The sequence below is a fragment of the Kitasatospora sp. SC0581 genome (assembly GCF_048159585.1).
Lineage (GTDB): Bacteria > Actinomycetota > Actinomycetes > Streptomycetales > Streptomycetaceae > Kitasatospora.
The window spans coordinates 168,167-192,698 of record NZ_JBLRWA010000005.1 but is presented as its reverse complement, the minus strand read 5'-3'; the positions used below and the strand labels follow the sequence as shown (position 1 = coordinate 192,698).

The 24,532-nt window shown below is 74.5% G+C and carries 17 protein-coding genes; 12 read left to right on the top strand and 5 right to left on the bottom strand.

Features of this window, described 5'->3' with window-relative positions; translation table 11 throughout:
- Positions 1-142 precede the first annotated feature (142 nt).
- Positions 143-556, top strand: coding sequence for a VOC family protein (locus tag ACLWS4_RS11825; RefSeq protein WP_049650434.1), 414 nt, complete (start codon positions 143-145; stop codon positions 554-556).
- Positions 557-783: 227 nt separating this feature from the next.
- Entirely contained in the window at positions 784-3,159 is a 2,376-nt protein-coding gene (locus ACLWS4_RS11820; protein WP_416874057.1) for an ATP-binding cassette domain-containing protein, read from the top strand.
- Positions 3,160-3,215: 56 nt separating this feature from the next.
- Here ACLWS4_RS11820 and ACLWS4_RS11815 read toward each other — a convergent pair whose 3' ends face one another.
- From ACLWS4_RS11815 to ACLWS4_RS11805, 3 genes are all read right to left on the bottom strand, one after another.
- Positions 3,216-3,725 (bottom strand): GNAT family N-acetyltransferase, encoded by a 510-nt coding sequence (locus ACLWS4_RS11815; protein ID WP_049650436.1) that lies wholly within the window; start codon positions 3,723-3,725, stop codon positions 3,216-3,218.
- Between the two features lie 75 nt (positions 3,726-3,800).
- Positions 3,801-5,669 carry an endonuclease/exonuclease/phosphatase family protein gene (locus tag ACLWS4_RS11810; protein WP_388045770.1) on the bottom strand — a complete coding sequence of 623 codons (1,869 nt, stop codon included), beginning with the start codon at positions 5,667-5,669 and terminating at the stop codon, positions 3,801-3,803.
- Between the two features lie 225 nt (positions 5,670-5,894).
- Positions 5,895-6,848, bottom strand: a complete 954-nt coding sequence (locus ACLWS4_RS11805; protein ID WP_416874056.1) for a Gfo/Idh/MocA family protein — start codon at positions 6,846-6,848, stop codon at positions 5,895-5,897.
- Between the two features lie 453 nt (positions 6,849-7,301).
- On the opposite strand from ACLWS4_RS11805, the gene ACLWS4_RS11800 reads away from it, so the two are divergent.
- From ACLWS4_RS11800 to ACLWS4_RS11770, 7 genes are all read left to right on the top strand, one after another.
- Entirely contained in the window at positions 7,302-8,111 is an 810-nt protein-coding gene (locus ACLWS4_RS11800; RefSeq protein WP_049650437.1) for a 2OG-Fe(II) oxygenase, read from the top strand.
- Positions 8,112-8,167: 56 nt separating this feature from the next.
- Entirely contained in the window at positions 8,168-12,472 is a 4,305-nt protein-coding gene (locus tag ACLWS4_RS11795; protein WP_416874055.1) for an amino acid adenylation domain-containing protein, read from the top strand.
- 5 nt (positions 12,473-12,477) lie between these two features.
- The gene (locus ACLWS4_RS11790; protein WP_387967490.1) at positions 12,478-13,260 is read left to right on the top strand and encodes an SDR family oxidoreductase; all 783 of its coding nucleotides are present in this window, start codon (positions 12,478-12,480) and stop codon (positions 13,258-13,260) included.
- Positions 13,261-13,357: 97 nt separating this feature from the next.
- The gene (locus ACLWS4_RS11785) at positions 13,358-14,632 is read left to right on the top strand and encodes an ATP-grasp domain-containing protein (protein WP_416874054.1); all 1,275 of its coding nucleotides are present in this window, start codon (positions 13,358-13,360) and stop codon (positions 14,630-14,632) included.
- Positions 14,629-15,897 (top strand): ATP-grasp domain-containing protein, encoded by a 1,269-nt coding sequence (locus ACLWS4_RS11780; RefSeq protein ID WP_074003739.1) that lies wholly within the window; start codon positions 14,629-14,631, stop codon positions 15,895-15,897. Before ACLWS4_RS11785 ends, ACLWS4_RS11780 begins: the two co-directional genes overlap by 4 nt.
- On the top strand, positions 15,882-17,108 hold the full coding sequence (locus ACLWS4_RS11775; RefSeq protein ID WP_416874053.1) for an MFS transporter: 1,227 nt from the start codon (positions 15,882-15,884) through the stop codon (positions 17,106-17,108). Before ACLWS4_RS11780 ends, ACLWS4_RS11775 begins: the two co-directional genes overlap by 16 nt.
- Positions 17,109-17,142: 34 nt before the next feature.
- Positions 17,143-17,844 (top strand): aspartyl/asparaginyl beta-hydroxylase domain-containing protein, encoded by a 702-nt coding sequence (locus tag ACLWS4_RS11770; RefSeq protein ID WP_049650443.1) that lies wholly within the window; start codon positions 17,143-17,145, stop codon positions 17,842-17,844.
- A 78-nt stretch (positions 17,845-17,922) separates the two neighbouring features.
- Here the strand turns inward: ACLWS4_RS11770 and ACLWS4_RS11765 are convergent, their stop codons facing one another.
- Complete coding sequence (locus tag ACLWS4_RS11765; RefSeq protein WP_416874052.1) at positions 17,923-18,711, bottom strand: sugar phosphate isomerase/epimerase family protein; 789 nt, start codon at positions 18,709-18,711, stop codon at positions 17,923-17,925.
- 173 nt (positions 18,712-18,884) lie between these two features.
- Between ACLWS4_RS11765 and ACLWS4_RS11760 the strand changes: the two genes are divergently transcribed.
- The 3 genes from ACLWS4_RS11760 to ACLWS4_RS11750 all read left to right on the top strand — a co-directional run bounded on the left by ACLWS4_RS11760 (position 18,885) and on the right by ACLWS4_RS11750 (position 22,470).
- Positions 18,885-20,099, top strand: a complete 1,215-nt coding sequence (locus ACLWS4_RS11760; RefSeq protein ID WP_416874051.1) for an ROK family protein — start codon at positions 18,885-18,887, stop codon at positions 20,097-20,099.
- A gap of 64 nt (positions 20,100-20,163) precedes the next feature.
- On the top strand, positions 20,164-21,192 hold the full coding sequence (locus ACLWS4_RS11755) for a hydroxyacid dehydrogenase (protein ID WP_380741226.1): 1,029 nt from the start codon (positions 20,164-20,166) through the stop codon (positions 21,190-21,192).
- A gap of 3 nt (positions 21,193-21,195) precedes the next feature.
- Positions 21,196-22,470 carry a sulfatase gene (locus ACLWS4_RS11750; protein ID WP_416874050.1) on the top strand — a complete coding sequence of 425 codons (1,275 nt, stop codon included), beginning with the start codon at positions 21,196-21,198 and terminating at the stop codon, positions 22,468-22,470.
- 47 nt (positions 22,471-22,517) lie between these two features.
- On the opposite strand, the gene ACLWS4_RS11745 is transcribed toward ACLWS4_RS11750, so the two are convergent.
- Positions 22,518-24,521: a hypothetical protein gene (locus ACLWS4_RS11745; protein WP_416874049.1), complete on the bottom strand. Its 2,004-nt coding sequence runs from the start codon at positions 24,519-24,521 to the stop codon at positions 22,518-22,520.
- Positions 24,522-24,532: the final 11 nt, after the last annotated feature.

Below are 24,532 nucleotides of genomic sequence, written 5' to 3'. Positions count from 1 at the left end.
CCCCGCGCCGGCCGTCTCCCCCGAGGCGGCCGGCGCGGTCGTTCCTCCCCGAGGAGCGCCCCGAGGATCGCCGCGGGGAGGGAGGGGAAGCGATCAGGATTCGAGAAGCGCGCGCCCGGGGTGCGCGCCTAGCGTTGCAGTCATGAGCGACCTCACCATTCACTGGACCTTCCTCCCGCACACCGACCCCGAGGCCTCCCTCGCCTTCTACCGCGACCTGCTCGGCTTCGAGGTGCGCAGCGACGTCGGCGGCGGCCCGATGCGCTGGATCACCGTCGGCCCGGCCGGCCAGCCGGACGTCTCCCTGGTGCTGGAGCCGGCCTCCGCCGACCCGGGCCGCACCGAGGAGGAGCAGCGGACCATCACCGAGATGATGGCCAAGGGCACCTACGCCCGGGTCGTCCTGGGCACCCGCGACCTGGACGGCGTCTTCGACCGGCTGAAGTCCGGCGGCGCCGAGCTCGTCCAGGAGCCGACCACCCAGCCGTACGGCGTCCGCGACTGCGCGTTCCGCGACCCGGCGGGCACCATGGTCCGCTTCAACGAGCTGAGCTGAGCCGGCTGGGCCGGGACAAGCCCGGCCCAGCCCGAGGGCGCCGGGGCCCGTCCCTCCCCGCCGTCGGCCGCACCCGAAAGCCGTTCGATCCCGGCCGGATCGATGGTTGGATCGAAGGGTTCGAGCACACCGACGGCGGCCGCGGGGCGGGCCCGCCGGCCCCTCCCCCAGAGAGACCTCAGAGAGACCCCCGAGAGACCGCCGAGAGCCAGGGAGCGAAGAGAACGATGCCCAAGCGGACGGACGCGCAGTCGCACGTCGCCGACAGCCACGACCTGATCCGCGTGCACGGCGCGCGCGAGAACAACCTCAAGGACGTCAGCATCGACATCCCCAAGCGCCGGCTGACGGTGTTCACCGGGGTGTCCGGCTCGGGCAAGAGCTCGCTGGTCTTCGACACCGTCGCCGCCGAGTCCCAGCGGCTGATCAACGAGACCTACAGCGCCTTCGTCCAGGGCTTCATGCCCACCCTGGCCCGCCCCGAGGTGGACGTCCTCGAGGGCCTGACCACCGCGATCATCGTCGACCAGCAGCGGATGGGCGCCGACCCGCGCTCCACCGTCGGCACCGCCACCGACGCCAACGCGATGCTGCGCATCCTGTTCAGCCGCCTCGGCACCCCGCACATCGGCTCCCCCAAGGCCTTCTCCTTCAACGTCCCGTCGATCAGCGGCGCCGGCGCCGTCACCGTCGAGCGCGGCGGCAGGACGGTCAAGGAGCGACGCAGCTTCAGCATCACCGGCGGCATGTGCCCGCGCTGCGAGGGCCGCGGCAGCGTCTCGGACATCGACCTCAGCCAGCTGTACGACGACAGCAAGTCGATCTCCGAGGGCGCGTTCACCATCCCCGGCTGGAAGACCGACAGCTGGTGGACGGTCGGCGTCTACGCCAACTCGGGCTTCCTCGACCCGGACAAGCCGATCCGGAAGTTCACCAAGAAGGAGATGCAGGACTTCCTGTACCGGGAGCCGACCAAGGTCAAGGTCAACGGCGTCAACCTCACCTACGAGGGCCTGATCCCCAAGATCCAGAAGTCGATGCTCTCCAAGGACAAGGAAGCGCTGCAGCCGCACATCCGGGCCTTCGTGGAGCGGGCCGTGACCTTCACCGCCTGCCCCGACTGCGAGGGCACCCGGCTCAGCGCGGCGGCCCGCTCCTCGAAGATCGCCGGGATCAGCATCGCCGACGCCTGCGCGATGCAGATCAGCGACCTCGCCGCCTGGGTCCGCGACCTCGACGAGCCCTCGGTGGCGCCGCTGCTCGGCACGCTCCGGCAGGCCCTCGACTCCTTCGTGGAGATCGGCCTCGGCTACCTCTCGCTGGACCGCCCCTCCGGCACGCTGTCCGGCGGCGAGGCGCAGCGGGTCAAGATGATCCGCCACCTCGGCTCCTCGCTCACCGACACCACGTACGTCTTCGACGAGCCCACCACCGGCCTGCACCCGCACGACATCGACCGGATGAACCGGCTGCTGCTGCGCCTGCGGGACAAGGGCAACACGGTGCTGGTGGTGGAGCACAAGCCGCAGACCATCGCGATCGCCGACCATGTGGTCGACCTCGGTCCGGGGGCCGGTGCGGCCGGCGGCACGGTCTGCTACGAGGGCGACGTGGCGGGGCTGCGCGCCGGCGGCACGGTGACCGGCCGCCACCTGTCCGACCGGACGGCGCTGCGCGAGGCCGTACGGAAGCCCATCGGCGCGCTGGAGATCCGCGGCGCGAACACCCACAACCTGCGGGACGTGGACGTGGACGTCCCGCTCGGGGTGCTCACGGTGGTGACCGGGGTGGCGGGCTCCGGCAAGAGCTCGCTGATCCACGGCTCGATCCCGGTCGACGAGGGCGTGGTCTCGGTCGACCAGGGGGCGATCAAGGGCTCCCGGCGCAGCAACCCGGCCACCTACACCGGGCTGCTCGAACCCGTCCGCAAGGCCTTCGCCAAGGCCAACGGCGTGAAGCCGGCCCTGTTCAGCGCCAACTCCGAGGGCGCCTGCCCGACCTGCAACGGCGCCGGGGTGGTCTACACCGACCTGGCGATGATGGCCGGGGTGGCCACCACCTGCGAGGACTGCGAGGGCAAGCGCTACCAGCCGGCGGTGCTGGAGTACCACCTGGGCGGGCGGGACATCGCCGAGGTGCTGGCGATGTCGGTGACCGAGGCGGAGGAGTTCTTCGGCTCGGGCGAGGCGAAGCTCCCGGCCGCGCACCGGATCCTGGAGCGGCTGGCCGACGTCGGGCTCGGCTACCTGAGCCTCGGCCAGCCGCTGACCACGCTCTCCGGCGGCGAGCGGCAGCGGCTCAAGCTGGCCACCCACATGGCGGACAAGGGCGGCGTCTACGTGCTGGACGAGCCGACCACCGGCCTGCACCTGGCCGACGTCGAGCAGTTGCTGGGGCTGCTGGACCGGCTGGTCGAGTCCGGCAAGTCGGTCATCGTGATCGAGCACCACCCGGCGGTGATGGCGCACGCCGACTGGATCATCGACCTCGGGCCGGGCGCCGGCCACGACGGCGGTCGGGTGGTCTTCGAGGGCACCCCGGCCGAGCTGGTCGCCGCCCGGTCCACGCTGACCGGCGAGGCGCTGGCCCGGTACCTGGGCTGAGCCGTACCGGCTCCGGGCCGCGCCCACGCGGAGCCGGGGCCCTCCCGCCGGGCCGGTCAGTCCAGTGGGAGGGCCATCTCCAGGATCCGCGCCGAGGGGTCCAGCACGTACGGCGTGGACCCGCCGGTGTGGACGAACCCGCGCCGCAGGTAGAAGGCGGCGGCGCGGGGGTTCGCCTCGTGCACCCCGAGCAGCATCCGCCCGGCGCCCCGGACCCGCGCCCAGGCGAGCACCGCGTCCAGCAGGGCGTCGGCGACGCCGTGCCCGCGGCCGCGGTGCGCCGGGTCCACCCAGACGCCGATCAGGTCGAGCGCGCCGGGCTGCTCCCGGTTCGGGACGGACAGCATGGTGGCGACCCACTCCCCCGTGGCGTCCACCGCGACCAGGCCGAGCTTGTCGGGCTCGTTGACCCAGTTGCAGCGGGCCCGCCAGTTGCCCTCGCCCTGGTGGCTCGCGTACTCGTGGGTCTCGCCGAACGCCAGGGGCGTGTCGAGGAGTTGGGCCAGCCGTACCTTCCGCAGGCGCTGCCAGTCCTCGCGTCCGATCCGCTCGATCCGGTGGTCCATCGTCTCCCCGTCACACGGCGCTGCCTCCGCCGCCGGTGATCACCGGTGGCGGAGGCAGCGTAACCGGTGCCCGGACTACGGCTTGATGCGGACCACCTGCGGGTCGTGGTCGCTGGCCTGCTGGGCGAACTCGGCGTTGATGTGCACCACGTCGTACTTGGCGTAGCCGACCTCGGGGCTGACCAGGATGTGGTCCAGCACCTGCGAGTTGCCCTGGTAGACGTACGAGTACTGCTCGGTCTCCGGCAGCTCGTTCACCAGGTCGCGCAGCACGCCGTCCTTGGTGAGCGCGGCCAGCGCGGGCGAGAACTGGTAGTCGTTGAAGTCGCCGAGGGAGACGACCTTGGCCTCCTTGTCGGCGGCCAGCAGCTTGGCGACGAAGGACTGCTCGACGGTGGCCTGCTTGATCCGCTGCACCTCGGAGCTGCGGGTCGGCTGCTGGAAGCGGCTGTCGATGCCCTGGTCGCCGCCCTTGCTGTTGAAGTGGTTGGCGATGACGAAGACCTTCTTGCCGCGGAAGGAGAACTGGCCGACCAGCGGCTTGCGGCTGTTGGTCCAGGCCTCGTCGTTCGGCTCGATCCGGCCGGGCGAGGCGGTCAGCGCGGTGCCCGCGCCGGTGCCGGTCACGCCGACGGCGGTGGTGGCGCTGCCGCCGGGGATGTCGGTGAAGGACACCCGCTGCGGGTTGAACAGGAAGACCTGGCGGATGTTGCCGCCGGGCTCGCCGCCGTCCTTGCCGTCCTGCGGGTCGACCGAGCGCCAGTCGTAGGACGGGCCGCCGGCCGCCTTGATCGCGGCGATGAACTTGGCGACGGTCTGGCTCGCGTCCACCGTGCCGTCGTTCTTGTTGCCGTTGTTGTCCTGGATCTCCTCCAGGGCGACGATGTCGGGCGAGCGCAGGTTGGTGACGACGCCCTGGGCCAGCTCGGCGAACTTGGCGTCCGGGTTGCCCGGGGCCAGGTTCTCCACGTTGTAGGTGGCGAGGGTGAGTTCGCGGTCGCCGGCCTGGGCGGTGACCTCGCGCTGGAGGTGGTTGTCCTTCAGGGTGCCCATGGTGCCGGCGACCAGGGTGTAGCCGCCGAAGTTGTTGTAGTCCAGCGGGCCGGTGGTGGCGCCGGTCAGCTCGTCGCCGACGTTGGCGACCGGGAACGGCCGCTGGTTCACCGGGGCCTGCTGCTGGATCATCAGCCGGCCGACGTTGGGCTCCTTGTACGACTCGTACAGCAGGCCGCCGCGCTTGCTGCGCTGGTCCTGCTTGTCGGCGGCGACCCACAGCTCGTTGTACTTGTCGGTCGCCTGCACCACCCGGACGTCCTTGACCTGGACGAGCATGCCCTCCAGCGACTCGTAGAAGTCGAGGGTGTACTTCTCCGGCTGGAGCGTGCCGCCGTCGATGGAGCCGTCCGGGCCGGCCGGCGGGGCGTAGGTGCCGGGGATGTTGCGGGTGTCCACGACCACCGGGGCGGGCAGCGGGTTGCCGGCCGACAGGACGGTGATGCCGGGGGCGGTGATCTCGGTGATGGACTGCGAGCCGCCGCTGTAGTTCGGGTAGTACTCGGTGACCTTGCCGCTCACCAGCACCGAGTCGCCGACCTGCACGGTCGGGTTGCCGCCGGTGTAGACGAAGATGCCCTCGCTGGTGGCCGGGTCGGCGTCGGGGTTCGGGTCCTGGAGCCAGAAGCCCTTGACGCTGCCGTACGCGCGCACGCCGGTGACGATGCCGGGCACTCCGGTGACGGGCTTGCCGGCCTGCGGGGATATCCGGGTGCTGCCCTGGATGTCGTGGATCCGCAGCGGGCCGGCCTCGGTCGGGGCCGGGGTCGCGGGCGCGGCGGCGTTCGCCACCGGCAGCGGGACGAGCACCAGCGAGGCGGCCAGCGTGGCCGGGATCAGGGCGGCGCGCAGCAGGGTTCTGCGGGGGCGGGAGGCGGGGGCGGTGGTCACCGGGGCAGGGCTCCTAGCTCCGTCGTGCGGCACGGTCGTGGCACGGCGGTCCGGGCGGAGGCGCGCGTCGAACGCGCGCTGCTCGCGTGGCGAAGAAGCGGAGGACGGTCTCCCGCCCCCCGCGGCGCCCCTCAAGATACGCGCGTAGAAAATGCCCCGACAAGACCCCGACGGTGAACGGACGGTTCCCCGCAGGTGACGTGACGGCCGCTCAGCCCGGGTTTCTCACAGCCCGCTCCCAGCGGACTCCCAGGAAGCCTCGATCCGCTCCACGACCAGCTCGCACAGCTCGTGGGTGCGCAGCGCGTCGTGGGCGTCCAGGGTGCGCCCGGCGCGGACGGCCGCCAGGAAGGCGAGCACGCACTGCTCGATGCCGCGCTGACGGGCCACCGGCACCCAGTCGCCGCGGCGGCGGACGGTCGGCTGGCCGCGGTGGTCGACCACCTCGGCCAGGTTGTGCACCTCGCGCTTGGAGTCGCCGCCGGAGACCTCCAGCACCTCCTCGGTGGAGCCGGAGACCCGGTTCATGATGCCGAGGGCGGTGAAGCCCTCGCCGCCGAGGGTGAGCACCACGTGCTCGACCAGCCCGTCCCGGGTGCGGGCGCGGACGTCCACGTGCTCGATCTCGCCGGGGGCCAGGAACCGCAGTACGTCCACGACGTGGATGAAGTCGTCGAACACCAGGGTGCGGGCCGCCTCGGCCAGGCCCTCGCGGTTCTTCTGGAGCACGATCAGGTCGCGCGGGCGCTCCTTGGCCTGGGCGTAGCCGGGCGCGTAGCGGCGGTTGAAGCCGACCATCAGCGAGCGGCCGGTGCGGTCGGCGAGGTCGACCAGGCGGCGGGCGCCGTCCAGGGTGTAGTCGAGCGGCTTGTCGACGTAGACGTCCACCCCGGCGGTGAGCAGCCGCTCGACGATCGGGACGTGCTGGTCGGTGGCGGCGTGCACGAAGGCGGCGCGGATGCCGCTGTCGATCAGCGCGCCGAGGTCGGTGAAGCGGCGCTCGGGGGCGATCCGGTGGGTCTCGCCGAGCCGGTCGAGCTTGGCCGCGTCCCGGGTCATCAGCCGCAGGTCGAGCCCGGGCAGCGCGGTGAGCACCGGCAGGTAGGCCTTCTGGGCGATGTCGCCGAGGCCGATCACCCCGACCGGGAGCGGGGCGTCGGCGGCTGGCGTGCTGGTCATGAGGCCTCCCGGCATGCGGACGATCATCGGCGGACCCACCTTACGCACCGGCCGGCCCGGGCACGCCACCGCCCGCCGTCCGGTCCCGTCCGTGAACTGCTGACCATCCGTCACCAGTGGCTGATCACAGCCCCTTCGGACAACATGACATTGTACTGTCACATTGTCTGGGGTACGGTGATCGAGCGCTGACACCGGGGGCCCGGTGTCACGGAACGGAGGGACGCGGCGGAAACCAGGGCTCCGAACGCCCCCGCGGCCGACCGCCGTTCCACTCCTCGTGCCGCTCCACGCGTCCTCGCGGCCGAGACCCGCGCCGGACGTGTCCGCCGTGCCGCTCACGCGTCACGGCACCGCCGGCGGCCCCTCCGACGCCTCCACCGCACCAACGCCCCGCTGAACGCCGGAGGCGCGCGCACAGTCCTGTCCCGTCGCTTTCCCAGGAGCACGCTCATGACCGCCACCGCGCACGTCGTCAGGTCGGCAACGAACGAGATCGCCACCGAACTCACCGCCCGGACCCTGCTCCAGCTGGCCGAGCGCGAGATCGGCGCGATCCACGTACGCGGCTACTACCCCGTCGAGATCGCCGAGCAGGTCGCCCAGAAGGCGATCAACCACCAGGCGCTCGGGCACTACCACAAGCAGTACACCAGCAGTGTCGGACGGGTGTACATGCCGCACATCGACACCAAGTGGGACGCCGAGCTGACGAAGCAGTACCACGACAGCGCCCTGCCGGCCATCGAGGACGTCCGCTCGATGTTCCACCCGTACCTCTCGCCGATCGACCGGGTGCGCCTGGAGCTGCAGGAACTGTGGCCGGCCGGCGCCAACCTGCTGCGGCTGCGCGAGCGGGCCTGCTTCGTCGGCGCCTTCCGCGTCTTCCAGCCCTCGACCTCGAAGTTCTACCCGCACAACGACGCGATCGACCAGGAGACCGACGCCCCCGAAATCGCGGGCGTGCTCAACCAGTTGGTCGCCAACGTCTACCTCCAGGTCCCGAAGAAGGGCGGCGACCTGCACCTCTGGCTGCGCGAGCCGACCCCGGAGGAGACCGCGACGATCCTCGACGTCGAGGGCCTGCAGCCCGACTCCGTGGAGCCCCCGGTCCACGTGATCCACCCCGAGGCCGGCGACCTGATCATCTTCAGCCCCCGGATGCTGCACGCGGTGACCAGCGGCGAGGACGAACACCGGGTCGGCGCGGCCGCGTTCATCGCCACCAAGGGCCCGAAGGAACCGCTCGTCTACTGGAGCTGACGCCGCTCCCGCCACAGCCTTCGAATCGACCGTCGACACGCAGAGAGGACTTCGGCATGCTCCCGGCGCTCGTCCGCGCACACGCGCGAACCCACCCGCATCGAACGGCCGTCGTCGTGGGTCGGGAACGTCTGACCTACGCCCGACTCGCTTCCAGGGCGGACCGTCTGACGGGCCTGTTGCGGGCGTCGGGCATCGGTCGCGGCTGTCTGGTCGGCATCCATCTCGACCGCACGGCCGACGCCGTGGTCGCCCAGCTGGCGGTCCTCGGCGCCGGCGCGGCCTTCACCCTCGTCGAGCCCACCGAGCCGGTCGCCGAGGGGGCGAACCGGCTCGCCCTCGCCGCCCCCGACCTCGTGCTCGCCGAGCCGCGCCACCACGGCGAGCTGCGCCGGTCCGGACTGCGGGTGGCGGACGGGCACGAGGCCGGCGGCGGCCTCGTGCCCCCGCCGGCCCCCGCCGACGGGCCCGCGGCACTCGGGCCCGCCGACGACGACACGGCCTACGTGCTCTACACCTCGGGCTCCACCGGGGTGCCCAAGGGCGTACAGGTCTCGCACGCCAACATCCGGCACTACACCGAGTCCCTGCTCCAGCGGCTCGACATCACCGAACCGCTCTCCTACGCGCACGTGACCACGCTCGCCGCGGATCTCGGCAACACCTGCCTGTTCCTCCCGCTGTGGACCGGAGGCACGCTGCACCTGGTGGACGACGCCACCCGGCGCGACCCGGCGGCGCTCCTGCGCTACCTCCAGGACCACCGGGTGGACGTCCTGAAGACCACCCCCTCGCACTGGAGCGTGGTCTTCCGGGCCTTCGGGCAGGACGGGACGACCCGGCCCGGGCTGCGCTTCCTGCTGCTCGGCGGGGAGTTGCTGGCGCTGCCGCTGGCCCGCCGGATCCTCGACTCCGGTGTCACCCGGAACCTCGTCAACCACTACGGGCCCACCGAGGCGACGGTGGGCGTCGCCGCGCACCGGCTGACCGCCGCGGGCGACCTCGACGCCCTCGACGGCGCCTCCGTGCCCATCGGCACCCCGCTGGGCCGCACCCGGCTCCTGGTCCGCGCCGACGACGGGACCTTCCACGACCGGGACGCGGTGGGCGAGTTGTACATCGCCGGCCCGTCGGTGGCGCTCGGCTACCGGGACGACCCGCAGGCCACCGCGGCGGCCTTCACGGACGACCTCGCGCGGCTCGACCCGGCCCTCGGACGCGCCTACCGCACCGGCGACCGGGTGCGCGCCGACTCCCGGGGCGTGCTGGAGTTCCTCGGCCGGGGCGACCGGCAGGTCAAGGTCAGCGGGTACCGGATCGAACTCGGCCACGTCGAGGCGGGCCTGCGCCGGCACCCGGCGGTCGCCGACGCGGTGGCCGTCCTGCTCACCAGGGACCGGGCGATGCTGGTCGCCGCCGTGGTGCCGGCCGCCGACGGCCGTCCGGCGGTCCAACCGGCCGCGCTGCGACGGGAGTTGCGGGAGCTGCTGCCCGCGCACATGGTCCCCGACCGGATCGAGGCCTTCGACGCCTTCCCGCGCAACGCCAACGGGAAGACCGACCAGGCCGCCCTCCGGGAGCTGCTCGAAGCACGGCTCGCCGAGCGCACGCCCCGCCCGTCCGACCCCGCCGCCGACGGCGGCGACCCGGTGCTCGCCGACGTCCTCGCCTCCTGGCAACGGCACCTGGGCCACGGCGACTTCGCGGTCGACCAGGACTTCGACCAGGCCGGCGGCAGCTCGATCGACGCCATCCAGGTCATCGCGGACCTCCAGGCCAAGGGCTACCGGGTGTCGGCCGCGGCGTTCCTCGCCGAGCCGACGGCGGCCGCCCTGGCCACCCGGCTGCGGGAGGACCGCGGGGGCGACGACCACGGCCGCGCGTCCGCCGCCCGGGTCGTCGCGGACGACCGTGCGCTCTCCCCCGCCCAGACCTGGTTCTTCCGGCAGGAGTTCGCCCAGCCCGACCAGTGGAACCAGGCCCTGCTGCTGGAGACCGACAGCACGCCGCGGCCGGCCGAGCTGGCCGCCGCGGTCGCCGACGTGGTGGGCCTGCACCCCATGCTGCGCACCGCGTTCCGCCCGGGAGCCGACGGCCGGCGGCGCGAACTCGTCGATCCCGCCGACGCGTTCAGCTGGTCCCGGCTGCCCGAGGAGGACGGCCCGGCCGCCCGGACCGTCCGGGACGTCGCGGCCGCCCTCCAGCGGGAGATCCGCATCGCGGACGGCAACCTCTTCAAGGTGCACCTCTTCCTCGGCGACGGCCGGGCCGAACTGCTGCTGATCTGCCACCACCTGGCGATCGACGCGGTCTCCTGGCGCATCGTCGTCAGCGACCTCAGCCGCTGCTACAGCGAGCGGCTGCGCGGCGGCGAGCCCACCACCGCCCCCGGCCCGACCGGCTTCGGCCAGTGGGCCACTCACCTGCGCGACCGGGCCGCGCAACTGCGCGGGGACCTCGCGCACTTCGACTCCCTGGCCCGGCTGCCCGCCGTCGCGCCACGGCCCGGCGCCCCCGGCGACAACCGCGAGGGCGACGCCCAGGCCCTCTGGTTCCGGCTCTCGCGCGCGCAGAGCGCCGTCCTGACCGAGGCCGCGGCCCGCTCCGGCATCCCCGCCCACGCGGCGCTGCTGGGCGCCTTCGCCCAGGCGCTCACCGAGCAGCTCGGCACGGACGAACTCGTCGCGGACGTGGAGAGCCACGGCCGGATCTGCTTCGACGAGACGCTCGAAGTCTCCCGCGTGGTGGGCTGGTTCACCTCGACGTTCCCCGTCAGCGTGCGCACCGTCGCCGGGGATCTCGCCGCCACCGGCAAGTCCGCGGCGGCGGCCCTGGCCGAGGTGCCCGCCCTCGGGGTCGCCTACGGCCTGCACGAGCAGCCGCAGCGGGCCGACGTCTGCTTCAACTACCTCGGCCCGTTCGCCCTGCCCTTCGGCGACGACCTGCACCTGCGGCCCTCGCGCCACCCGGTGGGGCCGGTCCGCGGCCCGGAGAACGACCGCGGCTACGGCCTCAAGCTCACGGCGCGCGTCCACGACGGGCAGCTGGTGGCCGACCTGTCCTACACGCCCGCGCGCCACGACCCCGAGCGGATGCTCGACCTGGCCCGCGCCACCCGCGACCACCTGCTGCGCGGCGCGGGGCTCCCGCCCGCCGACGGCCGGTTCGTGCTGGAGTCGGGATCGAGCACCGGGCTCCTCGCCCAGGTGCCGGGCGCCCTGGAGTGCGAGCCGCCCGCCGGGTCCGTCCGCGAGTACGGCACCGTCCTGCTCACCGGCGCGACCGGTTTCATCGGCGCGCACCTGCTCGACCTCCTGCTGACCCGCACCCGGTCGAAGGTGGTCTGCCTGGTGCGCGCGAAGGAGGGCCGGACACCCGCCGAGCGCCTGGCGGACGCCTACGCCTGGTACGTCCCGGACGGTCGCCTCGACCAGTACGCCGACCGGCTCACCGTGCTGGCCGGCGACCTCGCCGAGCCGGACTTCGGCCTCGCCGAGCCGGACTACCGACGGCTGTGCCACGAGGCGGAGGCGCTCTACCACCTGGCCGCCGACACCAGGCTGTTCGGCGACCGCGAGTCCTTCGACCGGCAGAACACCGAGCCGGTGCGGGCGATGATCCGGCTGGCGACCACCGGCCGGCCCAAGGACCTGCACTACGTCTCGACGCTCGCGGTCTGCGGCGGCGGCGCGCCGGGCGAGCCGGCCGTCTTCTCGGAGGACAGCCTGGACATCGGCCAGGAGTTCCTCAACGAGTACGAGCGCAGCAAGTACGACGCCGAGCGCCTCGTGCAGGGCTTCGCCACCCAGGGCGGCAACGCGTTCGTCTACCGCTCCGGCAACGTCAGCGGCCACTCGGTGTCCGGCCGCTTCCAGCGCAACGGCGGCGACAACCGGCTGGTCCAGCTGCTGCGGGCGTCGGTGCGGATCGGCCGGGTGCCCCGGGTCGGCGCCCTGACCCTCGCGCTGAGCCCGGTGGACGTGGTGGCGCGGGGCATCCTGGAGATCTCGCGCAGCGCGCGGGTGCGGGGCGGCACCTTCCACCTCGACACCCACCACGAGGTGTCCTACGAGCGGCTCTTCACGGTCCTGCGCGACCAGGGGTACGCCCTGGCGGAGGACGGGGCGGAAGGCTTCGCGGAGCTGTTCGGCCGCTACCTCGGCGACGGCGGGGAGCAGCTCTCGCTCGCGCACTTCTGGGCCGGCCGACCGGACCGCAACGTGCGGTACGACCACACCCGCACCCGGCGGCTGCTGGCCCGGCTGGGGGTGGAGTTCCCCGAGGTGACGGGCTCCTGGCTGCACGCCTTCTTCACCGGCCTCGGGCAGCAGGGCGAGCTCCCCTCCGCGGGCACCAGGTAACCGACATGGACGACAGACAGGGAACAGACATGGACGAGAAGCGGGTCGCCGTGGTCACCGGGGCCTCCTCCGGAATCGGGCGCGCGATCGCCGCGCGCTTCGCCCGGCAGGGCGTGCGGGTGCTGGCCACCGGCCGCGACGGCAGGAGGCTCGCCGACCTGGCGGCCGAGTCGGACCAGGCCCCGGGGGCGGTCCGGCCCTTCCCGGGCGACGTGACGACGCCCGGGCACGCGCGGGAGCTGCTGGCCGCGGCCGCGGCGGAGTGGGAGGCGGCGAGCATCTTCGTCGCCTGCGCCGGGCACGGCCTGCCGGGCACCGTGCTCGGCTCGGACCCCACCCGCTGGGAGCGGCTGATCGAGGTCAACGTCCTCGCCGTCCTCCACCAGCTCCGGGACGCCGCGGCCGAGTTCGTGCGGCAGGCGGAGCTGGACGGGGGGCGGCGGGTCCGCGACATCGTGGTCATCGGCTCGACCGTCGGACGGCAGGTCTCGGCCGCGAACCCGGTGTACGGGTCGACCAAGTTCGCCGTCCACTCGCTGGTCGAGGCGCTGCGCCAGGAGGTCTGCGCCCACAACGTCCGGGTGACCCTGATCGAGCCCGGTTTCGTCCGCTCGGGCTTCCAGGACGCCGCCGGCTACGACAGCGCGTGGTTCGAGGCGGTCGCCGCCGAGAGCGGGCCGCTGCTGACCCCGGAGGACGTCGCGTCGGTCGTCGAGTTCGCGGTCGGCCGCCCGACCCACGTGCACCTCGACGACATCCGGCTCCGCCCCACCCGTCAGAAGGTCTGAGTGCCCCGCACCACCCGGAGGAGCACGCCGCGGAGGCTTCCGCGCTGAGGCCGTCCGCCCGGCGGGCTCCGTCCGACCGACATGACGAGGAGGAACGTTGTCACAGCTCAGGCCGGTCGCCGTACTGGTCGACGCCTACACCTCCGGCGGCTACCTGCCACCGGAGTTCACCGCCCTGGGTGCGGACCTGGTGCACGTCCAGAGCACCCCCGGGCTCATGCCCTCCATGCCCGCCCCGGACCTGACCGTCTACCGGGCGAACATCGTCCACGAGGACCTCGACCGGACGGTGGCGGAGCTGGCGCGGTACGCACCGGTGTGCGTGCTCGCCGGACAGGAGCCGGGCGTGCTGCTCGCGGACCGGCTGTCGGAGCGGCTGGGCCTCGCGACCAACGGGACGGAGCTCTCCGAGGCCCGCCGGAACAAGTACCGGATGATCGAGGTGCTCCGCGCCGCCGGCCTGCACTGCGCCGACCAGTTCAAGAGCGGCGACCCGCAGGCCCTGGTGGACTGGGCGCAGCGCGCCGGGCGCTACCCGGTGGTCGTCAAGCCGCTCGACTCCGCCGCCGGCGACGGGGTCGTCGTCTGCGCCGACGCCGAGCAGGTGCGGTCCGCGGCGAAGGCCGTCCTGGACACCGAGACGATCTACGGCTCGCCCAACCGCGAGGCGCTCGTCCAGTCCTACCTGGAGGGGACGGAGTACGTCGTCGACATGGTCTCCCACGAGGGCCGGCGCTACGTGTGCGGCGTGTGGGAGTACCAGAAGCGCCTGCTGCCCTCGGGCCGCAACATCTACGACCGCGAGCGCCTGCTGTCGCCGGCCGAGCCGCCGGCGGCCGAGCTGACCGACTACGTGGACCGGGCGCTCGCCGCGCTGGGGGTCCGCCACGGGCCGAGCCACGCCGAGGTGATCGTCACCGCCGACGGGCCGGCGCTGGTGGAGGTCGGCTCGCGGATCGCCGGGAACATGCACCCCGGGTTCCACGACCGCTGCACCGGCGCCAACCAGGCGACGCTCAGCGCGCTCGCGTACCTGCGGCCCGAACGGTTCGCCGCCGAGTACGCGGGCCGCGGCTACCACAAGTTCGAGGAGGCCGTCTGCTGCACGACCTCCACCACGCTGTCGGGCGTGGTCGAGAGCATCGACGAGCGGGCGGTGCGGCGGATCGCCGGGCTGGAGAGCGTGTTCGGCCTGAACCTGAAGCTCGGGCCCGGGGACCGGATCCGGCCGACCGTCGACCTCTACTCCAGCACGCTCAGGATCTTCCAGTGCGCCGGGACCGCGGACGCGATCCACCGCGACCACCGGCGCATCGAGGAGCTCAAGGACCAGGTCTACCGGTTGTCCGACACAGAGTCAGGTGAGAGATGAGCACCGTCGTCGTCGCTGTCGTCCCGGGCGCGGCCGTCGGCCCCGCCGCCATCGCCGCGGCGGTCCGGGCCCGCGGCCTCCGCCCGGTCTTCGTGGCCGTCGCCGGCGCCCTGGGGGCGCCGGAGCGGGCGGCGTACGAGGGGTTCGGGCCGGTCGTCGAGTGCGAGCCCGACGCGCCGGAGCCGGCGCTGGCCCTGCTGCGTCCCCACCGGCCCTGCGGCATCACCACGTTCAGCGAGCCGCTGGTCCCGCTGACCGCGCGGCTCGGCGACGGGCTGGGACTGCTGTTCCACGAGGCCGAGACGGTCACCCTGCTCACCGACAAGCGGGCGCAGCGCGGACGGCTGGCGCGAGCCGGTGTGGACGCCGTCCGGTCGATCCCGGTGACGAGCCGGGAGGAGGCCCTGGCGGCGGTACGGGAACTGGCCGGTCCGGTGGTCGTCAAGCCGGTCCACAGCCACAGCAGCCGCGACACCCACCTGGTGGCGGACGCCGAGGGCTACCCCGCGGAGCTGACGCCCACCGCCGAGCGCCCGTTCGTGGTCGAGGAGTACCTGCGCGGCCGGGACGAGGGCGACTTCGGCGACTACGTGTCCGTGGAGTCGCTCGTCGCCGACGACGCGGTCCACACGCTCGGCGTCACCGGCAAGTTCCCGCTGCTCGACCCGTTCCGCGAGCAGGGCCAGTTCTTCCCCTCCCAGCTGTCCCCCGCCGAGAGCGGCGAGGTCGCCCGGCTGGCCACCGAGGCGGCCCGCGCCCTCGGCATCCGGCGGGGCCTGGTGCACACCGAGATCAAGCTCACCGCGCGGGGCCCGCGGATCATCGAGGTCAACGGGCGGCTCGGCGCCTTCATCGCCGACCTGCACCGGCGGACCACCGGCCTGGACCTGCTGGAGCTGGGCATCGCGGTGGCCTGCGGACAGCCGGTCGAACCGTCGGCACCCGCCCCCGGGGACGTCGCCTTCCAGTACTGGAACCTGCCGCCGCTGGCCGGCGGCGCGCTCCGCCGGGTGGACGGGGTGCGGGAGGCCGAGCGGGAGCCGGGCCTCGTCGACTACGTCACCCGGGTGCCGGTGGGCAGCGAACTCGAACCGAGCGTGATGACGATGCGGCTGGACTTCCTGCGCGGCGGCGCGGCGGACCACGCGGCGATGCTCCGGGCCCTGGACCGCTGCCTGGCCCCGCTGCGGTTCACCTTCGGGCAGCCGGACGGCACGGCCCGTACCTGGCAGGCCTCCCGGGGCGGGCTGTGCTCGCCCGCGTAGCGGCGGCGGCCCGGGTCAGGCCGCCCGAGCGGACCGGTGCGCTGCTCTCGGCCACCCTCGTGCTGTCCGTCGGCAAGGGCGCCTTCCTCGCCACCGTGATGGTCTACCTGCTGCAGATCGTCGGGCTGACGCCGCTGCTCGCGACGGCCGGCCTGACGCTCTGGGGGGCGGCCTCGGCGGCGGTGGCGGTCCCGACCGGCCTGCTCGTCGACCGGGGCCGGGGCCGCGCCGTCGGCAGCGTCGCCGCCGTCTGCGCGGCGCTGCTGGTCCCGCTCTCGGCCCGGGTCCACACGCCGTGGGCCCTGCTGCTCGTGCTCTGCGTGGCCGGCGGCTTCGACAGCGCGGGCAACGTGGTCCGCCGCGCGATGCTGGCCGGCGCCGGAGGCGACAGCGTCAAGGCGCTCGCCTGGGCGCGCACCGTCACCAACATCGGGTTCGCCCTCGGCGCGCTGTGCTCCGTACGGCTGCTGGCCTCCCGTTCGCCGTCCGCCTACGAGACCGCCTACCTGCTGATCGGCGGCGGCTACCTCGTCATGGCGGCGTGCTTCGCCACCACCTCGCTCGGCGCCGGCCGGCGCGGCTCCCCCTCCGTCCGCGCACCGGGGGTGGTCGGCACGCGGAGTCTGCGCACCGGCGGCGCACTGGCCGCGGCGACGGGGATCCTGACGGTCCACACGACGCTGCTCAGCACCGTGCTGCCGCTCTGGGTCACCCGGCACGCCTCGGTGCCGGTGTCCGTGCTGGGCTGGCTGGTGATGCTCAACTCGCTGATCGCCGTGGGCGGTCAGCTGGCCGTGAGCAGGCGCGCGGCGACGCGCGAGGGAGCGCTGCGCTGCTTCCGGAACTCCGCGGTGTGGACCGCGGGCTGCTGCCTGCTGCTCGGCCTGGTCCGGTTCGCGCCGACCGGCTGGCAGGTCGTCCTGCTCGTCGCGGCCACGATCGCGCTGACCGGCGGCGAACTGCTGGAGGCCGCGGGCGAGTGGGGCCTGTCCGCCGTGCTCGCGGCGGCCGACGAGCACGGCTTCTACCAGAGCGCCTGCGTCCTCGGCGAGACCACCCAGGGCGCGGCCGGCCCGCTGCTCGTCGCCGGCCTGGTCACCGCCGCGCCGGTCGCGGGCTGGATCGTCCTGGTGGCGGTGCTCGGAGCCGGCCGGTACATCGCCGGGTTCACCACCCCGCCACCCCACCAAGCCATCGCCATCGACTCATGACACGTCTCAGGACACACGGAATCGGGAGCGGACGATGAAAGGCTCACCCAGCGTCAACCACCCGCGTTTTCGGGCCGTCACCAACTGGATCTTCCTGCGCGGTGCGGGCGGCGAGGGCCGCCCGCGGATCATCCCCCCGCGCACGGTCTTTCCCGAGGTACGCGCCCTGGAGGCCGTCTACCCCGCCGTCCGGGCGGAGGTGGACGCGCTCCTGAGCCGCACGAGCATCCCGACCTACGGGACCTTCGACCCCGTGCGCGCGGCCCAGGTCTCGGAGGACTGGCGCCTCTACTACGCCTACATGTACGGCCGGCCCAACGAGCTGGCCAGGAAGGACTGCCCGGCGCTGCTCGACTTCGCGATGTCCACGCCCAACGTGGTCAACGCGTTCATCTCGATCCTGGACCCGGGCGTCGGCCTGCCGGCCCACCGGGACCCGTACGCCGGTGTGCTGCGCTACCACCTCGGCCTGCGGATCCCGAAGGACAACCCGCCGCGGATCAGGCTCGACCGCGACTACTACACCTGGCGGGAGGGCGAGGGAACGGTCCTGGACGTCTCGTTCGAGCACGAGGTGGAGAACCACAGCGACGAGCCCAGGGTCATCGTGATCGTCGACTTCCGCCGCCCGATGGGGCCGTTCGCCGATCTGCTCAACCGGTACTGCCTGCGCCTGAAGCAGAAGTGGGCCCCGCAGTTCGTCGAGGCCTCGAAGTACGACGTGATGCACAGCTGAGCGGCCGCGGTGCCGCGTGGGTGTGGGGCGTCGGCCTGGCCGGCGCCCCGCACCCGTGTGCCCCGGCGGGCGGGGTGCTCAGCCCGACGGGCGGTGCAGGGCCGCGAGGAAGGCCGCGCCCGCGGGGAGCAGCGGCGGCAACGGGGCGGCCGCCGGGTGCCAGGGCGCCTCGTACTCCCAGCAGACCCAGGTGTCCGGCGGCAGCAGGCGCAGGCAGTCGGCGATCGGCAGGACGCCGGCGCCGAGCGGGAGCGGGGTGCGGTCGTGCGGGCCGGCGATGTCCTTGACCTGGACGTGGCCGAGGTACGGGGCGAGCGCCGCGTGGGTCCCGGCCGGGGTCTCGCCGGCCAGGTGGGTGTGCATCAGGTCCCACAGGGCGCCGACGGCCGGGTCGGCGACCCGGGCCAGCAGCCCGGCCACCGCCCGGCCGCCCCGGTGGGAGTCGTGGGTCTCGACGAGCACCCGTACGCCCAGCCGCCGGGCCTCCTCCGCGACCTCCGCGAGCCGCCGGACGGCCCGGTCGTCGGCCTCGGCGCGCGGGCCGTCGCCGCCGCGCGGGAAGACCCGCAGACCGGCCGCGCCCAGGTCGGCGGCGAGCCGCAGGTGGGTGCGGAGCGCGTCGGTCACCGGGCGGTCCGGACCGGGGGCGGCGACGCCGACGTAGGAGGCGAGCGCGAGCGGGGTGAGGCCGTGAGCGCGCAGGACGCGGGCCGCGCTGCGGCGCTCCCCCGGGGTCATCGCCGGGTGGACGGACTCGCCCTCGGCGCAGCGCAGTTCGAGCCCGTCCCAGCCGTGCTCGGCGGCGAGCCGGGCGGCCCCGGCCAGCGGGAGCCCGGGGAGGCCGAGCGTGGAGAGGGCGAGCGGCACGGCGGCTCCGTCGTTCGTCGGGCGCCCCGGGCAGGGCAGGGCAGGGCGGGCAGGGCAGGGCGGGCAGGGCGACCCGCGCGGGCGAGGAGGGCGGAGCGGGCCGGGCCAAGGATATATTCAAGCTGAGACAAAGTCCTGACCGTCCGGGCCCGGCCCGGTCCGAGGAGCGCGCGATGCCCCCGAGCCGTACCCCCGCCACCGCCACGACGCAGACCGTCGCCCAGGTGAACCAGACCGTCCTGCTGGAGGTGCTGCGCCGGCACGGCACGCTGTCCCGGCAGCGGCTGGCCGCCGAGAGCGGGTTGAGCACCGCGACCGTGCACCGGCTGGTGGAGGTGCTTCGGGCCGAGGGGCTGGTGGAGGTGGAGACGGAGCGGGCGCCGTCCAGCGGCGGCCGGCCGCCGCAGCTGATCCGGTACAACGCCCGCGCGCAGACCGTGCTGGCGATCGCGGTGCGCCCGCGCCGGATCGTCGGCGTGGTGGCCGCGCTGGACGGCACGGTGCTGCACGAGGCCGAGCACCACTGGGCGTTCCCCGGCCCGGACCGGCCGCGGGAGATCGCGGCCGACGAGCTGACCGGCCCGCTGCTCGCGCTGGTGGACGGCCTGCGGGACTGGGCCGGGCGGCACGCGGGCGCCCCCCGCGCCCTCGTCGTGGGCGTGCCCGGGGTGGTCCGGGACCGCATCGGGCTGGTCGAGTTCGCGCCCGCGCTGGACTGGCCCGGGCTGCGGCTGGGGGTGCTGCTCCAGGAGCGCTACGGCGTCCCGGTGGCGGTCGAGAGCAACGTCAACCTGGTCGCGCTGGCCGTGCGGGAGTCGCCCGCCGCGGCCGGGGTGGGCGACCTGGCGGCCGTCGTGGTGGGCATCGAGGTCGGCGCCGGGATCGTGCTGGACGGCCGGCTGCACCGCGGCCGGCTGGGCGCGGCCGGGGCGCTGGGCCACCTGATGGCCGGGCACGCGGCGCTGGACCGGCCGCTCGGGCGGACCGGCGACACCCAGGCGAGGATCGGCGACCACGCGGTGGACCGGCGGATCACCGAGGCCGGTCTGACGGTGTCCGGCACCCCGGCCGAGCGGGTGGCGGGGCTGTTCCGGCTGGGGCGCGAGGGCGACCCGGCGGCGGTCCGGCTGATCGGCGAGCTCACCGACGACCTGGCGCTGCTGGTGGCCAACCTGAGCACGGTGCTGGCGCCGGAGCTGATCGCCCTCGGCGGGCGGCTGTTCTGGGAGAGCGGGGGCGAGCTGCCGGCCGCGATCGAGAGCCGGCTGCAGGGGCGGGTGCCGGTCCTGCCGCGCCTGGTGGTCGTGCACAGCACCACCACCGAGCTGGTCGGCGCGGCCGCGGCGGCGGTCCGGCTCGCGGACGGGGCGACGTTCATCACCCGCTGAGGTCCGGGGCCCGGCCGGCTCTACCGCCTCCTCCCACTATTTCTCACTGTGATAGAAACTCCTTGTGCGTCAGCGACCCGAGGAGAACCGGATGCCCACCGCCGCCTTCGCGATGGACCCGGAGCGCTTCCCCGACGTCTACGGCCCGCGGGCCCGCGCCCGGGTCGCCGCCCGGGCCGAGGTGCTGGCCGACCCGGCCTCGCCCGACGGGGTGTGGAGCGCCGAGCGGCTGGCCGCCGCCGCGCCGGAGGCGCTGCGGGCCGTCGAGGTGCTGTTCACCGGCTGGGGCGGGCCCGTCCTGGACGCCGACGCCCTGGCCCGGCTCCCCCGCCTGCGGCTGGTGCTCTACGCGGCCGGCTCGGTGCGCCGGATCGCCGGGGAGGCGTTCTGGGCGGCGGGCGTCCCGATCGTCACCGCCGCCCACGCCAACGCCGTCCCGGTCGCGGAGTTCGCCGTGGCCCAGATCGTCTACGCCCTCAAGGGCGGCTGGCGCCACGTCCTCGACGCCCGGGCCGCCCGCGCCGCCGTCCCGGCCGCCCGCACCCCGGGCGGGTACGGCTCCACGGTCGGCGTCCTGTCGCTCGGCGCGGCCGGGCGCCTGGTCTGCGAGATGCTGCGCGGCTACGACGTCGAGGTCCTCGCGCACGACCCGTACGCCCCGGTGCCGCCCGGGGTGCGCGCCGTCGGCCTGGACGAACTCTTCGCCGCCGCCGACGTGGTGAGCGTGCACACCCCGCTCCTCCCGGCGACCCGAGGCCTCGTCGACCGGCGGCTGCTGACCTCGATGAAGCCCGGCGCCACGCTCGTCAACACCGCGCGCGGAGCCGTCCTGGACGAGCCCGCGCTGCTGGCCGTCCTCGCCGAACGCCCGGACCTCTTCGCCGTGCTGGACGTCACCGACCCCGAGCCGCCGCTGCCCGGCTCACCGCTGTTCACCCTGCCCAACGTGGTCGTCACCCCGCACCTGGCGGGCAGCCGGGGGCTGGAGCGCCGCCGCCTCGGCGACCTGGTCGTCGGCGAGTTCGAGCGCTGGCTGGACGGGGCCCCGCTGCGCCGGGCGCTCGACCCGCACACCTACGAACGGATGGCCTGACCCGTGCCGGATCCACAGAGCCCCGACGTCGTCCTGATCCTGACGGACCAGCAGACCGCCGACGCGATGGGCGCCGCCGGGAACCCGTACCTGCGCACCCCCGCGATGGACGCGCTGGCCGCCGCCGGCACCCGCTACCCCAACGCCTACTGCGCCCAGCCGCTCTGCACCCCCTCCCGGGCCAGCCTGATGACCGGCCGCCTGCCCAGCACCGTCGGCGTCACCGGCAACACCGGCGGCCCCGAGGACCCGCTGCTCGGGCGCCTGTTCACCGAGGCCGGGTACGACTGCGGCTACGGCGGCAAGTGGCACCTGCCGGAGCTGGACCTGCCCGCCGACCGGGGCTTCCGCCGGATCCACCCGGCGGGCGGGGACGACGCCGGACTCGCCCGCGCCGCCGCCGGGTTCGTCCGCGCGCCGCGCGAGCGGCCGTTCCTGCTGGTCGCCTCCTTCCTGGAGCCGCACGGCATCTGCGAGTGGGCCCGCGGCCAGGACCCGCGCACCGGCCCGCTCCCGGCCGCGCCGCCCGTCCCCGAACTCCCGCCGCTGCCCGCCAACTTCCCGGTCGGGCCGTACGATCCGGCGCTGCCCCGGCTGGCCCGGCTGGCCCAGCCGCACACCCACCCGACGGAGCAGTGGCGGGAGGACGACTGGCGCCGCTACCGGCACGCCTACTACGCCCTGGTGGAGCGGGTGGACCGGCACATCGGCCTGCTGCTGGCCGCGCTGGCGGAGCGCGGCGGCGACCGGGAGACCGTGGTGGTGTTCAGCTCCGACCACGGCGACGGCGCGGGCGCCCACCGCTGGAACCAGAAGTGGGCCCTGTACGAGGAGTGCGTGCGGGTGCCCCTGGTGGTCACCGGCCCCGGGGTGGCCGCCGGCGCGGTCGACGAGCGGCTGGTCGCGGCCGGGCTGGACCTCATCCCGACGCTCTGCGACCTGGCCGGGATCGAGGGGCCGGACGGGCTGCCCGGCCGCAGCGTCCGCGCGCCGCGGCCGCACGACAGCGTGGTGGTCGAGACCCGCTGGGAGATCCCCGGCTTCAACAACGCCCTGGGCCGGATGGTCCGCGCCGGGCACCACAAGTACGTCTGCTACGCCTGGGGCGACCACCGGGAGCAGCTCTTCGACCTCGCCGCCGACCCCGGCGAGCTGGTCAACCTCGCGGTCGACGCCCGGCACGCGGCGCTGCTCGACCGCTTCCGGGGCCTGCTGGCCGGGCACTGCGCGGAGGTCGCCGACCCGTTCGCGCGCTTCGTGCCGCACGCCGCGCGCTGACGCGAAAGGGGCCGGCCTACCCGGGCCGGCCCCTTCCCTCGCGGTCGTTACGGCCGGACGGCGATCAGCTCGCGCCCGCGCAGCGTGTAGAGCACGCCGTGCTCGTCCGCGGCCAGCCGGGCACCGCTGTACCACTCGGCGTCCAGCCCGACCAGCACGGTGGCGGCCAGGGTGTCGCGGTCCAGCCGGAACAGGCTCCGCTCGCTGACCCCGTACAGGGCCCCGCCGAGCGCCAGCAGCCGCGGGTTGGCGCCGGACACCGCCCCCAGGTCGGCGCGCCGCCCGATCACCGGCACGAACCCGGCCCGCCGCGAGCCGCACAGGTCGACGGTGAACGCCCGGCCGTTCACGGTCAGGCCGTACAGGGTGTTCCCGAGCACGGCGAGGCTGCTGACGCCCGCGCCGAGGTCGGTCGCGGTGCGCCACAGCTCGCGGCCGGCCACCGGGTCCCAGGCGGCCAGGTCGCCGCGCGGGCCGGTGGGCCGGGCGTTGTCGCCGCCGAGGAAGGCCTGGCCGTGCCCGGCGGCGACGGCGCGCACCAGCTGTTCGGGGCCGAGCGGGTCGGTGTGCACGGTGGGCCGGCCGCTGCCCGGGCGGTAGGTGACGAAGGAGCCGCCGCCGGTGGTGTCGGCCTGGACGCCGAGCAGCAGCAGGCCGCTGTCCGGGTCCCGGCGGATCACCTGCGGCCGGTTCTGCTCCTGCGGCAGCGCGGCCTCCTTGACGGGTGCCGGGTCGCTTCCCGGCCGGTAGCGCCAGATGCCCTGCGAGGAGTAGACGCCCAGGTAGAGGGTGCCGTCGTCGAGGACCACGGTGTCCTTGGCCTCGCCCGGCACCGGGAGCTTGCGGACGGTCCCGGCGGCCAGGTCGTGCAGGGCGAGCGAGCCGTTGCCGCCGACGTAGACCCGCCCGGCGCGGGCCGCGACCGACATGCCGAGCTGGGCGGCGGCGGGGGCGCCCGCCTCGACCAGGTCCCGGGTGGCGACGGCCCCGGTGCCGAGGTCGAGGGTCCAGACGGTGCCGCCCTCGGTGACGCCCGCGAGGGTGTCGCCGAGCCGGCCGAGGCCCCAGGAGTTGCCGTCCGGCACCGGCACGGCGAGCTGGTCGAGCGCGCCGGTGGCGAGGTCGTGGCGCCACAGCACGCCGTGCTCGGTGGAGGTGAACCAGAGGGTGTCCCCCCGGCGCTGGAAGTTGGTGACGCTCTTGGTGCCGGGGACGGCGAAGGAGCGCAGCACCCGGTGGTCGGCCGGGTCGAGCAGCGCCACGTGGGCGGGCGCGCCTTCGGTGGAGACCGCCAGCAGGTCGTCGCCGAGGACGGTGATCCGGCGGATGATCGTGTCGCCGCGCAGGTCGGGCGGGGTGATGTCGGTGACGGCGCCGGTGGCCCGCTCGACGGCGTACAGGCTGGCCCGGGTCGCCCCGCCGCCGCCCGCGAGGTTGCTGCCGACGCCGAGGTAGGCGTGGGTCGCGGTGGCCGCGACGGCGCGGCCCTGGGTGGCGTTCGGCGCCGGGGAGGCGACCTCGGTGACGGCGCTGGTGGCCGGGCTCCAGGCGTACAGGCCGGGGCCGGCGGCCCGGCCCTTCTGCCGTCCGGTCGCGTAGACCGTCCCGTCGGGCGCGACGGCCACGTCCCGCACGTCGGCGCCGGGGACGCTGCCGAGCGCGGTGAGGGTGCCGTCGTAGCGGTAGAGGTTGGCCGCGCCCGGGGCGTCGGTGACGCCGAGGTGGAGCACGCCGCCGTGGGCGGCCGAGCCCTGGACGAAGTTGCCGGTGGGCAGGTCGACGGTGGCGGTGACCCGGCCGGTCGGCAGGTGGTAGCCGATCACCCGGGCGGGGGCGAGGTTGCGCGAGCCGATCCACAGGGTGTCGTCGATCAGTGTGGCGCTCATCAGGGGGAAGTCGCTGTTCCCGGGGCCGAGTCCGGTCACCTCGGGCTCGCGGGCCGCGGGCGCGGCGGGGGCTGCCGCCGAGGCGGGCGGGCCGAGCACCGAGAGAGCGGCCACCGCGCCGGTGCCGAGCAGGAGTTGGCGGCGGGAGGGGTTCACGGCAGGCATGGGGCTCCAGG

Excerpts from the sequence above, each read along its gene's own strand:
- ACLWS4_RS11825 (WP_049650434.1), top strand. The coding sequence starts at position 143 with ATGAGCGACCTCACCATTCACTGGACCTTCCTCCCGCACACCGACCCC.
- ACLWS4_RS11820 (WP_416874057.1), top strand. The coding sequence starts at position 784 with ATGCCCAAGCGGACGGACGCGCAGTCGCACGTCGCCGACAGCCACGAC.
- ACLWS4_RS11815 (WP_049650436.1), bottom strand. The coding sequence starts at position 3,725 with ATGGACCACCGGATCGAGCGGATCGGACGCGAGGACTGGCAGCGCCTG.
- ACLWS4_RS11805 (WP_416874056.1), bottom strand. The coding sequence starts at position 6,848 with ATGACCAGCACGCCAGCCGCCGACGCCCCGCTCCCGGTCGGGGTGATC.
- ACLWS4_RS11800 (WP_049650437.1), top strand. The coding sequence starts at position 7,302 with ATGACCGCCACCGCGCACGTCGTCAGGTCGGCAACGAACGAGATCGCC.
- ACLWS4_RS11795 (WP_416874055.1), top strand. The coding sequence starts at position 8,168 with ATGCTCCCGGCGCTCGTCCGCGCACACGCGCGAACCCACCCGCATCGA.
- ACLWS4_RS11790 (WP_387967490.1), top strand. The coding sequence starts at position 12,478 with ATGGACGACAGACAGGGAACAGACATGGACGAGAAGCGGGTCGCCGTG.
- ACLWS4_RS11780 (WP_074003739.1), top strand. The coding sequence starts at position 14,629 with ATGAGCACCGTCGTCGTCGCTGTCGTCCCGGGCGCGGCCGTCGGCCCC.
- ACLWS4_RS11770 (WP_049650443.1), top strand. The coding sequence starts at position 17,143 with ATGAAAGGCTCACCCAGCGTCAACCACCCGCGTTTTCGGGCCGTCACC.
- ACLWS4_RS11760 (WP_416874051.1), top strand. The coding sequence starts at position 18,885 with ATGCCCCCGAGCCGTACCCCCGCCACCGCCACGACGCAGACCGTCGCC.
- ACLWS4_RS11745 (WP_416874049.1), bottom strand. The coding sequence starts at position 24,521 with ATGCCTGCCGTGAACCCCTCCCGCCGCCAACTCCTGCTCGGCACCGGC.